Here is a 14,253-nt window from a genome sequence, read left to right on the forward strand (position 1 = left end):
AATGTGTTACCACTATCGGGAAGGTCGGACGCAATCGACTTGGGGCCGATCCGCGCCTGCCGCACCGAGCCAAGCATCGGCCGCTCACCGCTGTTGTTCTGGGTTCTCGCAGGTAGTGGACGCGTCAGGACCGGATCGACCGTCTACGAGGTGCCGGCGGGCGAGTTGTTGTGGATCCCGGCGGGCGTGCGATATTCGATGGAGACTGACTCGGATTCCGTCGCGTTTCCCATCCTGCTTCCGCCCTCGAACGGCGTCAGCGCCGGGCCGGCTACCGTGACGCGTCTGCGCGTTCCGCCCGGATGGGAAGACAGACTGATCCACGAGTTCGTTCACAACCTGGGCTATCTGCGCGGCGACGCTGCACACCCGTCGTCCTTGTTCGAAATGATTACCCGGGCCGACGACGGGGCCACCTCGCTGCCGCAATTGCCGCAATCACGGGAAGCGTTCGAGATCGCGCACGCCCTGTTGCGAACACCTGGCACCGACGACACCGAGGCACAATTCGCGAAGCGTGCCGGGATCAGCATTCGAACGCTCCAGCGATACTTCGTGGAAGAAACCGGCCTCACCTTCACGCGCTGGCGGCTTCGAGCTCGGATCGCCGCGTCGTTGGAGTACCTGAAGCAGGACCGCGAGATCGGTTGGATTGCAAACGAAGTCGGCTTCGAAACGGGCAGCGGATTCACGCGTGCGTTCCGGTCCCAGATGGGAGAGAGCCCGAGCGACTATCGCCGCCGGGCCCTCTCCGGTCCAACCGATCGCAGCGTGGACACCGACAACGATCAAGCATTGGTCCGCATGCTCGCAGAGCCCAGGCAGCCCGGGGAAACAACGCCGCCGATACCGGCCAATGCGACGTGGCCGCGCGTCAACGGCGCCCACGTCGCCGTGTGGGTCTACCGAGGCCAAGCCCGGGTGGACGTCGCGGACCGCAGTTGGGAACTGCGCACCGGAAAGGCCATGATTCTTCCTGCAGGCGTCCTCAATACCGTCACGGTTCCGACTGGTTCACTGCTTCTGCCGCTCGGCTTCCGTTCCTCGAACGGGTCGACCGTATCTGCCGACGCCCTCGAGACCGTGCAGTTCTCCCCCACTGACGAGTTGGCATTGCTGCACACTTTCGTCGCCGCCTACACGCCCTTGCGCCCGCGCGGCCACGACAGCGCCATGGCATTCGACATCATCGCCACCGGCCCTCTTGCACAACCGGTTTCGAACACCTCGCCCACCGCTTCGATTGCCACACGACTGGCAGCGACGACCGCCGCCCGCCCGGCCGACCCTCGCACTCTGGACGAGTGGGCGCAAGAGTTCGGTACTGACGCGGCCAGGCTGCGCCGGGAGTTCCGTATCGAAACCGGCACCACGTATCCGCAGTGGCGATCGCTTTCACGGATGACCCAGGCACGCACCCAACTCCAACTCGGGGTTGCACCCGGCACGGTGTCGAGGAACCTGGGTTACGCGCACCTGCCCGCATTCAGCCGAGCGTTTCGCACTGCGCACGGGATCTCACCGCAGCGCTTCCAAGCCCAGTCCGTCGAACGCGCCCTCTGGTTACGTTCTGTGCCGCGCGCCGCGGAGCCGAGCGCTCGGGTTCTTCACACCCACTGAACGAGTTGCCACACGATTCCGTTGGCGTCGACGAACTGGCAGTAACGCTCACCCCACGGTTCCGTCTCCGGTTCGGTGACGACGGAGGCACCTTCAGCAGCGATGCGGGCGAACTCGGCGTCGACATCGTCGACCACGAATGCAATGAGCAAGCCTTGACCGGCCGGACCTGCGACGAAGTCGGGCTTGAACGTCCCGAGCCCGGTGCGCAGGAAGACCACGTTGACCCCGGCATCCGGATGATTCAGGGAAACGAAGCCGTCATCGGCCATGGCCTCGGTGAAACCGAAATGGGTTTTCGCGAAGTCTGCCGATGCGTCGGTGTCGGCGACGTTCAAGGACAGAGCAGTGCTGGTGATTTTCATCGTGGGCCTCCCATGATCGATAAACCTTATGCAGTGCATACAGTATGCACCGTATAAGGTATACCACCGTTGAGGTATTCCCGATTTCTGGAGACGACTGATGGCCCGCGAACTGATCGACCTGCTCTGGCGCGATCACCCCCTCGCACCGAAGGGTGGCACCCGCGGCCCGCGGGCGAAGGTCACCACCTCACAGGCGGTCGGCGTCGCGATCTCCGTCGCGAATACCGACGGCCTCGACGCCGTGACGGTCCGCCGATTGGCCGCCGAACTCGGAATCTCGGGCATGGCGGTGTACACCCACGTCGGATCCCGCGACGATCTGCTGGTGCTCATGGTCGACGCCGTACACGGACACAGCCCACTCCTGCCGTACGGGAACATGACCTGGCGCCAACGTGTGCGTCGGGTCGCCGAGGAAGAACTTGTCCTCTATACGGAGCATTGGTGGCTCCTGGACATCTCCGATCAGCGCTCCGCGTTGGGTCCGGGAACTATCGCGAAGTACGACCACGAACTTCACGCCTTCGACGGCACGGGACTGAGCGACATCGACCGGGACTCCGCCCTGACATTTGTCGCCGACTTCGCCCGATCCTCGGCGCAAGCGCGGCGCCCTGACCCCCGAGCAGCCGACATGGCCGAGGTGTGGTCGTCCTGGAACCAGCGTCTGGCTGCTTATCTCGGCGACGACTTCCCGCTGGCGCAGCGAGTCGGAGGGGCGGCCGGCGAGGCCAAGAACTCCCCGTACAGCCCCGAGGCGGCCTGGGAGTTCGGGCTGGACCGGGTACTGGACGCCCTGGACGGCCTCATTCACATCGAATGACATTCCTGCAATTCGTGGGAGACAATGTGTCCGTGCAGCGTTTCGGTTGGTCTCGACGGTCCGACGGCGACCCTTCGGTGTTCGAACCGCGAGAGCTGTTGCACGCCTACGAGAATCGATCGACTCGAGAGGTACGAGATTCCGGCGAGCTTCTCATCGAGATTCCGCTGAGCGACGCGAGCATCGTCGAGATCACCGTTCTTGATGCCTCTGCGGGCTGGATCGACTCCCGCGTGCGAGGACTCTGCAGTTCCCTGGACAAGATCGACCGCCGGGCTCAACGCGTACTTCGAGGGGGATTCAGCATCGGCTGGATCGAACTCGAATCGGAGCGCCACGGCGTCATCGACTACTGGGAAAACGGGGTCAACAACGAATACCCCATCTCCATCGTGTGGAATGGAAACTCCTGGGAAGAAGCGGCAACCACCTAGCCTCGAAATCAGCGGAATACATCCGCGAAGACGGGGTAGACGAGTACATACCAGCGGCACATCGACTCAACTCCAGGCGTGGTGGACAATGTTTCTCAGCGACCAGTCAATTCGTCACCACACCCGCCGTTTCGGAGCAGCTCTGTCGCCTTCACACAAGTGGCCTCCGCCCACCGAAACACAGCGCATCGCACGCTGGAGTGAGCGGTCTGAGATGCTCGGCGCGCTGTCGGTACTCCTGTTCTGGGCTTTCGGCTTCGGCATCCTGCTGGGCGTCGGCGCGATCACAACAGGAATCTTCGCGCTCCGACGTCACCCGAAGAAGTCTGGCGGGCATCTGCTCTCGAATGCCCGCCAGCTGCCATGGGATGCAATAGTCGGCCTCTTCACCGGATTCATCGGTCTGGCACTGAGCGGCTGGTTCTTCGTGGTGGTCCTACCCAACATGTAGCCCTCTGCTAGCCGAGTCCGTTCGCGGAGGTGGCCAGCACTCGGAGTTCACGTCGGAGGATCTTGCCGGTAGTGGTGAGCGGCAAGCTGTCGATGAACGTGATCTCCCTGGGGTACTGGTAGAAAGCAAGGCGACTTTTCACGTGGGTCTGCAACTCCTGACGGAGCTCCTCCGAGGAGTTCGACCCCTCGGACAGTACGACAAAAGCGTGAACCGCTTCGCCGCGCAACGGATCCGGAACACCGATGACACCTGCCATGGCTACCTCGTCGTGCGAGAGCAGGCACTCTTCGATCTCTCCGGGGCCGATTCGGTACCCCGCGGACGAAATGACGTCATCGGCACGTCCCTGGTACCAGAAGTTCCCGGCGTCATCAGTCCGACCCAGATCACCGGTGTGAATCCAACCGTCGTACACCTTTTCATCGGTCTTCGACGGCTGGTTCCAATATCCGAGGAACTGTCCGGGATTGCCTGCCTTTACACAGATCTCGCCTACCTCACCAATCTCGACCGGCTCGCCGAGCGGATCGAGTAGGGCGATTTCGAAGCCGGGAAAGGCCCGACCCATCGAACCGCTGGCGGGGTTCCACTTCGACCGCGAAGTCCCGATGGTCAGATTCATTTCCGTCTGCCCGTAGAACTCGTTGACAGCTACGCCGAGAGTGCTCGCAACCCAGGCTTGCAGCGCGTCACCGAGTGCCTCACCACCGGTTCCCAATGCCCGCAGCTGAATACCACGCGCAGCAGTCTTGTCGATGCCGATGCTTCGCATCTGCTTGAGGGCAGTGGGAGGAATGAAGGCGCCCGTCACCTTGTGACGGCTCAGAATCTCGACCGCACGCGAAGGCGTGAATTTGTCGGGCGTCGCAACTACGGGGCACCCCAACGCAAGTGCGGGGAACAGTACGTCGAACAAACCACCGATCCAGGCCCAGTCTGCCGGCGTCCAGAAGACGTCTCCCAGCTGCGGAGCATTGTCGAACGCCGTCCGCATACCGGGCATGTGCGCCAGGAGAATTCGGTGCCCGTGGAGCGCGCCTTTCGGATTCCCGGTCGTCCCTGAGGTGTAGATGATGATGGCATGTGAATCGGGGCCCGTGGCTACCAGTTCACTACTTTCTGCGGCATCGTCGACGAGGCTGTGGAAATCGAGGATTTGCACGGGCGTCGAATCGGAGAGCCGATCGAGCCTTCCGACCACGATTACGGCTTCGAGACCCGGTATCTCACCGATTCCGTCGGCAACTCTCTCATAGCAGTCCTTCTCGACCACAAGAACTTTCGCGCCGGAGTCACGCATCCGATGTACTAACGCATCCGATCCGAACTTGACCGAAAGTGGAACGGTCACCATTCCGGATCGGAAGGCGCCCAGATGTGTCGCCAGAACCTCGATTCCCTGTGGGACCATCACACCGACGCGATCGCCTGAGACCAAGCCGAGATCCGCGAGCACGGTCGCGAACTTTCGGCTCATCGTGGCGACTTCACCGAATGTGTACCGCGCCCAGTGCCCACCGGTGTCTACGACGAGGGCCAGATCATCGGGATTCTGTACATCGACACATGCGTGCGCAATGTTGAAGTGCTCTGGCACAGCCCATTCGAAGTGTTCTGCTTCGAGGTCCTGCCACCATGACATATGCCGCCGAGAACTCACCGAGCACCCACTTCGAGGTCGAGGGAATGGGTCTCGCCTACCAGGAATGAGAATTCGCCGGAGAAGACAAGGTCTCCGTCTTGGTTGACGAGTGAGCCTTTCGACGTCACGATCGCGGTCTCACCGTCCGAGCGAGGGCGCACCGACAGCACTTCCGACACCGCATGCACCGAGTCGCCGAGGTAAGTCGGCCGGTGGAATCTGACCTGATCGAGCCCGTAGAAGCACTGCAGGTAACGGGGGTCCAACTCCACCAGACCGAGCAAGGTGGACAACATGAGGGCACCGTGGGCGATCTGGCGACCGAAGCGCGTCTGCTGCGCGTAGTCGGGGTCGAGGTGAAGGGGATGGCGGTCCCAGGTGAGGTCGGCGAAACTTCGCACATAGTCTTCGGTGACGACCCGCGGGTCCGTCACCGCAATGTCTCCGACAGAGATCTCTTCGAAACTCTTTGTGATCATTGAAGTTTCCTCTATTAGTTGACAACCGTGGAGCGTTGATCGACCGGCGGCAGATACGCCCCGTTGTCATCGATGTACATGTCGCGACTTCCTTCGTCGAGGTCGGTGTCACGGACGAAGTAGACGCTGATCAGCGAAATAACAGACAGGGCAGCGATATACACAGCGACCGCAAGCGATCCACCGGTTGCGCGAACCAACATGGCGGCAACCATCGGCGCGATTGCACCACCCAAGAGCACCCCGATCTGAAAAGCGATGGACGCTGCGCTGTACCGCACCCGTGCGTCGAACAGTTCCGCGATGAACGTCGCCTGCGGCCCGTACGAGATGCTGAGCATGAATGCGCCGACTGCCAATGCGCCGGTGGTGATCCAGAAGTTGCCGGTATCTATCGCGGCGAATGCAACGAAGACCCACACTCCCATGCCGGTGATGCCGACCATCAGGATCCGGCGTCGGCCGAATTTTTCGGACAGTTGACCGAAGATCGGAATGAAGATGACTGCAACGAGCGCGGACACCATGACCGCTCCGAGCATGAGGTTTCCGGACAGCAGATCGAACTGATCGGCGTAGGTCAGGCTGTAGGTGTTGAGGATGTAGAAGTAAGCGCCCGTGCTGATCATCGAACCTGCGGCAAGAATGATTTGACGAGGGTAGTTCTTGAACGCGTCGACCATCGGAATCTTGACCGCAGTGTTCTGCTGCTTCACGCGAGCGAATGCGGGAGTCTCTTCCAACGCGGTGCGAATGTAAAGCCCGACGGCGACCAACGCGATACTCAGCAGGAAGGGAATTCTCCACCCCCACACCAGGAATTGGTCCCCGGTGAGCGCCTTGGTGCCGAACATGACGGCCGTCGCCAGCAGAAGGCCAGCAGGCACACCGACCTGCGGCATACTGCCGTAGAAACCGCGGCGGTTCTTGGGTGCGTATTCCACAGCAGTCAGAACTGCACCGCCCCACTCACCCCCGACGCCGAAGCCCTGAATCAGTCTCAGCAATACGAGAAGAATCGGGGCCCACACACCGATCTGGGCGGAGGTCGGAAGGACGCCGACCAGGAACGTCGCTGCTCCCATCAAGAGAAGTGCGAGCACCAAGACCTTCTTGCGTCCGATGCGGTCGCCGAAGTGGCCCATCACAACACCGCCGAGTGGCCGCGCCAGGAAGCCGACAGCGAAGGTGGCGAAGGAAAGAATTGTCGCCAGCGCGGGGTCTGCGCCCGAAAAGAACAGCGGCGCAAAGACCAACGCGGCGGAGGCGCCGTAGATCTGAAAGTCGTACCACTCGATCGTGGTGCCGACCAGAACCGATCCGGCCACACGCCGCAGGGCAGGCCTGTCGACAGTTGCGGGAGATGGGGGATTCGCGTCGTTCATGTCATTGCTCCTTGTATGGAGTGCCCTGTTAGCTCTCGCACCGAGAGGGAGGCTCGACAAGGAGACTATGCAGTGACCCAGGGCACAGTCAAGCGTATTTCAATCGATCGATTGATTAGTTGAGATGCAATTTGCCAGTACACAAACAGCTATCAATCGACTGATTGACAGCCGGTCGATTTCGGCGGCGATGCTAGCATGATTGGGCAACCAACCGAAATGAGGATCATGGACCTGGGGCGCGTTCAACGGGCGGCAGTCACGCTGTTCGCGACGAAAGGATTCGCCGCCACCGGCATTCGTGAGCTCGGAGCCGAAGCCGGCATCAACTCGGCAACGCTCTACCACTACGTCGGCAGCAAAGAGTCACTGTTGGCCTCGATCATTCGGTCCTGCCTCGACGAGCTGACGCAGTCGGGAGAGCGGGCAATGCGCCGAAGCGCCGATCCCGTAGTCCAGCTCGCCGGCCTGGTGTCGTCACACGTCGGCATTACCGCCGTCAACCAACTGACTGCCCGCGTCGCCGAGTACGAGATGCGCGGGTTGACCGGAGACAACCGCATCGAGTTGCAGACCCTGCGCGACGAGTACGAGCAACTTTTCGGACAGATCCTCGAACGCGGACAACGCGTGGGCGCCTTCGACATCGAAGATCTGGCATTGAGCCGACTCGCGATACTCGAGATGTGTACCGGGGTCGCGCATTGGTACCGGCCCGGTGGGCGTCTCGAGTTGGAAGATGTCCAGCGATTCTTCGTCAGCACCACGTGCAAGCTTCTGTCGGTTCCGTCCGACGAACTGCACGGTGTGGAGTTCATTCACGACGTCCGAAAGCTGGACAGCGAGCCCGAGACTCAGTCCTCCGAGATCTGGGGAACCACTGCACAGAGCGAATTCGCGCGACAGTCCGAGCTTTAACCGCCCCCCCCCCCCCCGAAACTCCCGGCTCTGGTACGAACTGAACATGCAACTACCCGCGGACAGTCATGTTCACAGCGAGTGGTCGTGGGACACCGGTGGACCGCTGTCGCACGCATCCGGACGAATGCAACAGACTTGCGCGCGTGCCGAAGCAATCGGATTGCCGGCGTTGGTGTTCACCGAGCATCTCGACTTCGATGCTCGGTGGCGCACAACCGCCGCAGATCTGATGCCCCATCAACATCACCTGCTGAGCACCGACGGCTATGTCCGCGCACCGATCCTCGACGTCGACGGCTATCTCGACAGCATCGAACGATGCCGACACCGTTTTCCTGAATTGCGGATACTCACCGGCGTCGAGTTCGGACAACCGCACCTGCACGACGCGCAGGCGTCGCACCTCCTTGATCTCGGTGTCATCGACCGGGTATTGGGTTCCTTGCACACGCTCGAGGTCGGCGACGATCGGAGTGAACCGAACACTCTGTTTCGAAAGTGGAGTGCCGACGAAGTCATGTGGGCATACCTCGATGAGATCCCGCGTATGGTGGCTGGCTCTCGGACCTTCGAGGTGTTCACCCATATCGACTACGCGGTGCGTGCATGGCCGATCGAAAGTGCCGGACCTTTCGATCCCCGTCGATTCGAAGAGGGATTCCGAAATGCGATGCGCGCCATCGCCGACAGCGACCGGATCCTCGAGATGAACACCCGTCGGCTGTTGCCCTGGATACCCCAATGGTGGAGCGAAGAGGGAGGTAAAGCGGTGACATTCGGCAGCGATGCACATGTGCCCGAAGCTCTGGCAGCCAATTTTCCGGAAGCGACCGCGATGCTCGCGCACTACGGATTCCGTCCGGGTCAACGTCCCGAAGAGTATTGGACCCGCTGATCCGCCTGATTCCCAGACCGATATTTCCGTGAACTCGGGTTGTCGGAGACGGATCAACCCGCAATAGTCGATGTATGGATCGGTACAAAATCACGATGCCCGACGGCTCTTCGACCGAGGAACCTTTCAATTCCGACAAGGAAGCAATCACCTGCGCAGTGGATGCGAACCGAGGAGTCAGCAAGAACCTCGTAGTCGAAAAATACACGGCCGACGGTCATCTGGTTCCAACCGCGCAGGCGCCTGCGAAACACACAGGTCGTCACAAGAAGAACCGTTCGAAGAGTTGAAAACTCGACTAGTTCACAACTCTCGAACTCGGTGTGTGGCGACCGGATGCGTGACGCAGAAGTAGTTGGATCGCGTGCTCGACAGTTGCACCGAGGACAGCTTCGGGGTCGCCCGAGAAAACCTGCTTCTCCGTTTCGGCGGTCCCATGGTCGACGACTCCGAACCACACAGTTCCGGGTCGAACGTTCTCCTGGGTATCAGGACCGGCTTCACCGGTGACGGCCAGCGTTAGCGACGCACCCATCAGTGTGGCGGTGCTGTGCGCCATGACCCTGGCTGCCTCTTCGCAGACCACTGGCCCGTCCGGAACATGAAGTACGGAATGTTTCACCTCGCGGGTGTACGCGACGATCCCACCACAAAACCACGATCCGGCGTCCGGCGCCTTTCCCAGATGTGCGGCGATGTTCCCGGCAGTCAACGATTCCGCCGTCGCCACCGACAGACCGTGTTCCTCTACTGCCGCAGCCAATTGCCTGCACATATCGTCGAGATCCTTGCCCGACGGAAGCTCGGGTCGTGGATCGCCATTCATATGTTCCTCCTCCTGCAGTCCGATCGGTGACTTCGACAAGACATTGAAAGTTCTTGAATGCCCATTCCAACCGTGCCTTACAGTTCACTGCCCCCTTGCGAACTGCACCCTTCGAAAGTGCGTCGAGCGCACTCGTCGATCACATCAGCTACACGTGACCGACGCGTGAGTTGACGACGCTGCACGATCGCCCCGTTTCCGTTGCTGAACACCTTGTCCAAGGAGGCCGTGACCTGCTCGAATTCTCCGAATGCAGTCAACGCAGGTTCGACGTGATCCACCAATTGCCGAACCGCCTGGTGTGCAGTCAGCAAGCGCACGGATTCCACGTCCAGCGACCTCCCGTCGAGTCCGTCACGCGCCGCCCGCCAGCAAGCCGCGCGGAGTAGCTCGTGATCGACGGCAGGCGCTGCTTCACCTTTCGTGATCGCGGCGGATGCGGTACCGACGAGTGCCTGCACCAGTGTGGCCAGAGTCATCGTCTCCTCCACGGTGGCGGGCACGTCGCTGATCCGAATCTCCACGGTGGGAAGGTGATCCGACATGCGCACATCCCAATAGACCATGTGTGGATCGAGAATGACCCCTGTCTCCAGCATTGCTGCAACAGCATCTTCGTAGTGCGCCACGGACTCGAAGTAGGGCGGCGGACCCGAACTGGGCCATCGGCCGAACAGAACGTAACGCCAACTCGCATAACCGGTATCGCGACCGGCGCTGATCGGAGAGTTCGCCGTCAGTGCCAACAAGGTCGGTAACCAAGGGCGCAGATGGTTGATGATCTGGACCGATCGTTCTCGATCTTCCACACCGACATGAATGTGGCAACCACACATCACACCTTCGGTGATCGCTCCGAATTGACCGGCCATTCGCTGGTATCGCGACGTTTGAGTGATCTCGTCTACCGGCGGATCGTAGAACGGCGTCCCGACTGCGATGAGTTGACAACCCACACGGGCAGCGGCGTCGGCGGTGACGGCACGCGACTCACAGAGTTGATCACGAAGATCACGAATATGGTTTCCGATAGACGTGGACGTCTCCACCTGACAGCGCGTGAGTTCGAGTTGCAGCGAGATACCGAGTTCCCGCCCGGCGGCAGCAACCTCGGAGTTGCGCAGAGTGGGATGCCCAGTCTGCGGATCGCAGAGCAAGAACTCCTCTTCGACACCGAGAGTCGGTGTACCTACCGAGAATATGTCGGGAGTCGGCTTCGCGTTCATAGGCCTTCCTCGCACCGGTTTTCATCCACTTCCGATACTTCGAGCGTACGACCTTCTACCCCTTTCGGCACTACTCCAACCGTTTCATCCAGTCACCGATCGGGTAGTTGCCCTGTGGACCGACGACGAGCGAAGAATCGCAAGTCTTCATGAGCTCAGGATGGAGTGTGCCGTGACAAACGCGAGCGAAAGTTCACCGGTAGATGACGAACACACAAATCGATCGCACGTAGGGGAGGCAATCAGCGACGGTCGCAACTATCCCGGATACCTGCTGATCGGGCTGGGTCTGGCAACACTCGGATTGACCTTGGTGGCAGCAGGTTACGGATTTCGTGGTTGGGCAGCCATTGCCGGCGTCGTGTGCGTGGTGTCCTTCATCGTCGGAACACTGGCCATCTTGATGGAACACCGACGGGTCAAACGACTGGAAGGTCAGGAACTCTTCGATCAAGAAGGGCACTGAACCGACCGCTCGAGTTGTATTCTGCTCAAGCAGAATACAACTCGAGCAGAATCCGGCTCAGTGAGTGCGGAGTTTCTCGATCAGCTCACCCTTGTTCAGTTTCGAGTACCCGTGCAGATCGAGTTCCTTGGCGCGTTTCTTCAGATCGTCGACCGTCCACTCCTCGTACGGCGAAGATTGTCCGCCGGACTTGGCGACAGTCGACCGCCCTCGATTGGCGGCCGCATTGGAGATTCGAGCCGCCTTCTCCTTGGAATCGCCCTTCTCACGTAGCTCTTCGTAGAGTTCTTGATCCTTGAGTTGAGGTTGTGAGTCCTTGCGAGCCACTGTTTCGTCCCTTCACTCGTCTTCACTCCGACGGTGTGGCCGAACTGGCAATTCGGCCACACCGCAGGTTCGAACGTACGTCGGCACTCAGGATGTAGGCGGCACCTCGAAACGCCCCCACACGCGGTGCGTCTTCAGTAGCTGAGCCAGCGAGGCGAGCGCTCCTTCCGCGTCTGCATCGACGACGACTCCCAATGCAGACTCGTCGATACCGGCCGCAGCCAGCGCACTCATGCTCTCTCCCCAACCACCAATTGCCTTGCTGTGACGATACATTTCGTTCAGCAGAGTCTCCACCCGTGGATCCAACTTGCCCTCGCCGATCCGAGAAACGTCGCCGCTCAGCAGGATTGCATCGAATTCGATCGAACGAGCTGTGAGGTACGTTCGCTGCACCGTCACCGCGTCGTCACCGTCCCCGATGGTTCCGCCGTGCGGGCCGAGGATCAGCGGCACCATGCCGGCGTCGAAGATCTTGTCTCGAACGGCGACAACCGTTTCGAGATCGGAGTTCTCATCGACCAGTAGTGCGATGATCCTTCCGTCTACCGGCCATTCCGCACCAACCTGGGACAGTGCAGGGCTGAGCTCCGGATCACTCAACGGCTCGGTCGGTTCGGGAACCGGAAGGCCAAGCCCCCCTGCGACGATCGACACGAGACCCGCGTCGATATTTGCCAAGATGCCCAGATTCCGGGTCTTGATGTTCTCCTCGTAGCACTTACCCAATTCGAAGGTATACGCCTGCGCGACGTGCTCCTGCTCGACAGGGGAGAGACTGCGATAGAAGAGTCGAGCTTGCGAGAAGTGATCGTCGAACGATGCCGGCGCCTGCCTCACCTTTCGCCCTGAAACTTCTTCGGGCACCTCGATATAGGCCGCGCTCTCCGCCGAGGCCAAGAACGGGCACCCACCGTCCAACGAATTGGGATGGTACGGCGCAACTCCGGTATGTACACCGTCCTGATGAAAGCCGTCGCGAAGCATGTCGTTGACAGGCGCGTGAGGACGGTTGATCGGGATCTGATCGAAATTGGGGCCACCGAGTCGCGTGATCTGGGTGTCGAGGTACGAGAACAAACGTGCCTGCAGGAGACGATCGTTGGTGATGTCGACACCCGGAACCAAGTGGCCCGGATGGAATGCAACCTGCTCGGTCTCGGCGAAGAAGTTCGTCGGATTGGCGTCGAGTGTCATCGTTCCGATGACCTGAACCGGCGCGAGTTCTTCGGGCACGATCTTGGTGGGATCCAATAGATCTATGCCTTCGAACATTTCGTCTTCGGTATCAGGGAACACCTGCACGCCCAGATCCCAGGACGGATACGCACCCGCCTCGATGGCGTCGGCAAGATCGCGTCGATGGAAATCCGGATCCACACCGCCGGCGATCTGCGCTTCCTCCCACACGAGTGAATGCACTCCGGCGGCCGGCTTCCAGTGGAATTTCACCAGATTCGTCTCGCCGTCGGCATTCACGAGCCTGAACGTGTGAATACCGAAGCCCTCCATCATGCGATAGGAGCGCGGGATGCCGCGATCGGACATGTTCCACAATGTGTGCGCCGTGGCCTCGGTGTGCAGCGACACGAAATCCCAGAATGTGTCGTGCGCGCTCTGCGCCTGCGGGATCTCGCGGTCCGGGTGGGGCTTCGCGGCATGGATGATGTCCGGGAATTTGATGCCGTCCTGGATGAAGAACACCGGGATGTTGTTGCCCACCAGGTCGAAGACACCTTCGTCGGTGTAGAACTTGGTGGCGAAACCGCGTGTGTCGCGTACGGTGTCCGCCGAACCTCGTGAACCCAGCACCGTCGAGAACCGCACGAACACCGGGGTTCGAGCACCGGAAGCGAACACCGATGCTTTACAGATGTTTTCGGCCGCGCCATTCGCCAGGAACGTTCCGTGTGCAGCCGCCCCGCGGGCGTGGACGACGCGCTCCGGAATTCGCTCGTGATCGAAGTGTGTGATCTTCTCACGCAGGTGGTGGTCTTGAAGAAGAGTCGGGCCACGCTCGCCGGCAGTGAGTGAGTGGTCGGTCTCGTAGAGACGTGTACCGGTTGCGGTGGTGAGGTACTCCCCCCGCTGGCCGCGACCATTTCCCTTCACCTTCTCCTCGGCACCCGCGACGGTACGCACCTCCGGCTGCCGCTGGTCATCCTTGGGCGGCAACGGCTGTCGAGGCTTGACCGGCTCTTTCAGGTCCGGCGCTTTCGGGGCCGGTGCACCTGGGACGGACTGAGATGAAGGCATCGAACAGCTCCTCTTGATCGTCATGCTGGGCGCAAGAATCTTGTTGCGCCTTATGTAAGTAGAGATTTCAAACTGAACGCGGAGCCACGACTCACCCCCGGCTGGGATCAATCCCAGGCCGAGGGTGACGA

General features: G+C 60.7%; 15 protein-coding genes. 7 read left to right on the forward strand and 8 right to left on the reverse strand.

The window, feature by feature from the left end:
- Positions 1-39: 39 nt before the first annotated feature.
- A complete protein-coding gene (locus M0639_RS27970; protein WP_231915208.1) occupies positions 40-1,620 on the forward strand; it encodes an AraC family transcriptional regulator in 1,581 nt (526 codons plus the stop codon).
- Here M0639_RS27970 and M0639_RS27975 read toward each other — a convergent pair.
- The gene (locus M0639_RS27975) at positions 1,608-1,985 is read right to left on the reverse strand and encodes a VOC family protein (protein WP_030537422.1); all 378 of its coding nucleotides are present in this window, start codon (positions 1,983-1,985) and stop codon (positions 1,608-1,610) included. The two genes, M0639_RS27970 and M0639_RS27975, sit on opposite strands and share 13 nt — an antisense overlap.
- 100 nt (positions 1,986-2,085) lie before the next feature.
- Here M0639_RS27975 and M0639_RS27980 point away from each other — a divergent pair, with 100 nt between their 5' ends.
- The 3 genes from M0639_RS27980 to M0639_RS27990 all read left to right on the forward strand — a co-directional run bounded on the left by M0639_RS27980 (position 2,086) and on the right by M0639_RS27990 (position 3,696).
- Positions 2,086-2,811: a TetR/AcrR family transcriptional regulator gene (locus M0639_RS27980; protein ID WP_054826724.1), complete on the forward strand. Its 726-nt coding sequence runs from the start codon at positions 2,086-2,088 to the stop codon at positions 2,809-2,811.
- Positions 2,808-3,245 (forward strand): hypothetical protein, encoded by a 438-nt coding sequence (locus M0639_RS27985; protein WP_007735701.1) that lies wholly within the window; start codon positions 2,808-2,810, stop codon positions 3,243-3,245. The genes M0639_RS27980 and M0639_RS27985 overlap by 4 nt, the downstream gene beginning before the upstream one ends.
- An 88-nt stretch (positions 3,246-3,333) precedes the next feature.
- Positions 3,334-3,696 (forward strand): hypothetical protein, encoded by a 363-nt coding sequence (locus M0639_RS27990; protein ID WP_225320185.1) that lies wholly within the window; start codon positions 3,334-3,336, stop codon positions 3,694-3,696.
- Positions 3,697-3,703: 7 nt separating this feature from the next.
- On the opposite strand, the gene M0639_RS27995 is transcribed toward M0639_RS27990, so the two are convergent.
- The 3 genes from M0639_RS27995 to M0639_RS28005 are packed head-to-tail and all read right to left on the reverse strand — an operon-like array spanning position 3,704 to position 7,205.
- Positions 3,704-5,359: an AMP-binding protein gene (locus M0639_RS27995; protein ID WP_231915209.1), complete on the reverse strand. Its 1,656-nt coding sequence runs from the start codon at positions 5,357-5,359 to the stop codon at positions 3,704-3,706.
- On the reverse strand, positions 5,356-5,820 hold the full coding sequence (locus M0639_RS28000; RefSeq protein ID WP_003943225.1) for a MaoC family dehydratase: 465 nt from the start codon (positions 5,818-5,820) through the stop codon (positions 5,356-5,358). The genes M0639_RS27995 and M0639_RS28000 overlap by 4 nt, the downstream gene beginning before the upstream one ends.
- A gap of 14 nt (positions 5,821-5,834) precedes the next feature.
- Positions 5,835-7,205 (reverse strand): MFS transporter, encoded by a 1,371-nt coding sequence (locus tag M0639_RS28005; protein ID WP_007735697.1) that lies wholly within the window; start codon positions 7,203-7,205, stop codon positions 5,835-5,837.
- A gap of 219 nt (positions 7,206-7,424) precedes the next feature.
- Between M0639_RS28005 and M0639_RS28010 the strand changes: the two genes are divergently transcribed.
- Positions 7,425-8,123, forward strand: coding sequence for a TetR/AcrR family transcriptional regulator (locus tag M0639_RS28010; protein WP_225320187.1), 699 nt, complete (start codon positions 7,425-7,427; stop codon positions 8,121-8,123).
- A gap of 46 nt (positions 8,124-8,169) precedes the next feature.
- Positions 8,170-9,021: a PHP domain-containing protein gene (locus tag M0639_RS28015; RefSeq protein WP_064073392.1), complete on the forward strand. Its 852-nt coding sequence runs from the start codon at positions 8,170-8,172 to the stop codon at positions 9,019-9,021.
- Positions 9,022-9,319: 298 nt separating this feature from the next.
- Here the strand turns inward: M0639_RS28015 and M0639_RS28020 are convergent, their stop codons facing one another.
- Complete coding sequence (locus tag M0639_RS28020; RefSeq protein WP_050654955.1) at positions 9,320-9,847, reverse strand: CinA family protein; 528 nt, start codon at positions 9,845-9,847, stop codon at positions 9,320-9,322.
- A 77-nt stretch (positions 9,848-9,924) separates the two neighbouring features.
- Positions 9,925-11,073, reverse strand: a complete 1,149-nt coding sequence (locus tag M0639_RS28025) for a glutamate--cysteine ligase 2 (RefSeq protein WP_064073391.1) — start codon at positions 11,071-11,073, stop codon at positions 9,925-9,927.
- 160 nt (positions 11,074-11,233) lie between these two features.
- On the opposite strand from M0639_RS28025, the gene M0639_RS28030 reads away from it, so the two are divergent.
- Complete coding sequence (locus M0639_RS28030) at positions 11,234-11,539, forward strand: hypothetical protein (protein ID WP_054800586.1); 306 nt, start codon at positions 11,234-11,236, stop codon at positions 11,537-11,539.
- Between the two features lie 57 nt (positions 11,540-11,596).
- On the opposite strand, the gene M0639_RS28035 is transcribed toward M0639_RS28030, so the two are convergent.
- Together M0639_RS28035 and M0639_RS28040 are read right to left on the reverse strand one after the other, a co-directional pair.
- Complete coding sequence (locus tag M0639_RS28035; protein ID WP_054800585.1) at positions 11,597-11,866, reverse strand: DUF7218 family protein; 270 nt, start codon at positions 11,864-11,866, stop codon at positions 11,597-11,599.
- A gap of 87 nt (positions 11,867-11,953) precedes the next feature.
- A complete protein-coding gene (locus M0639_RS28040; protein ID WP_003943216.1) occupies positions 11,954-14,122 on the reverse strand; it encodes a catalase in 2,169 nt (722 codons plus the stop codon).
- Positions 14,123-14,253 lie beyond the last annotated feature (131 nt).

Origin of the sequence: Rhodococcus qingshengii JCM 15477 (genome assembly GCF_023221595.1) — a bacterium.
Classification (GTDB): domain Bacteria; phylum Actinomycetota; class Actinomycetes; order Mycobacteriales; family Mycobacteriaceae; genus Rhodococcus_F; species Rhodococcus_F qingshengii.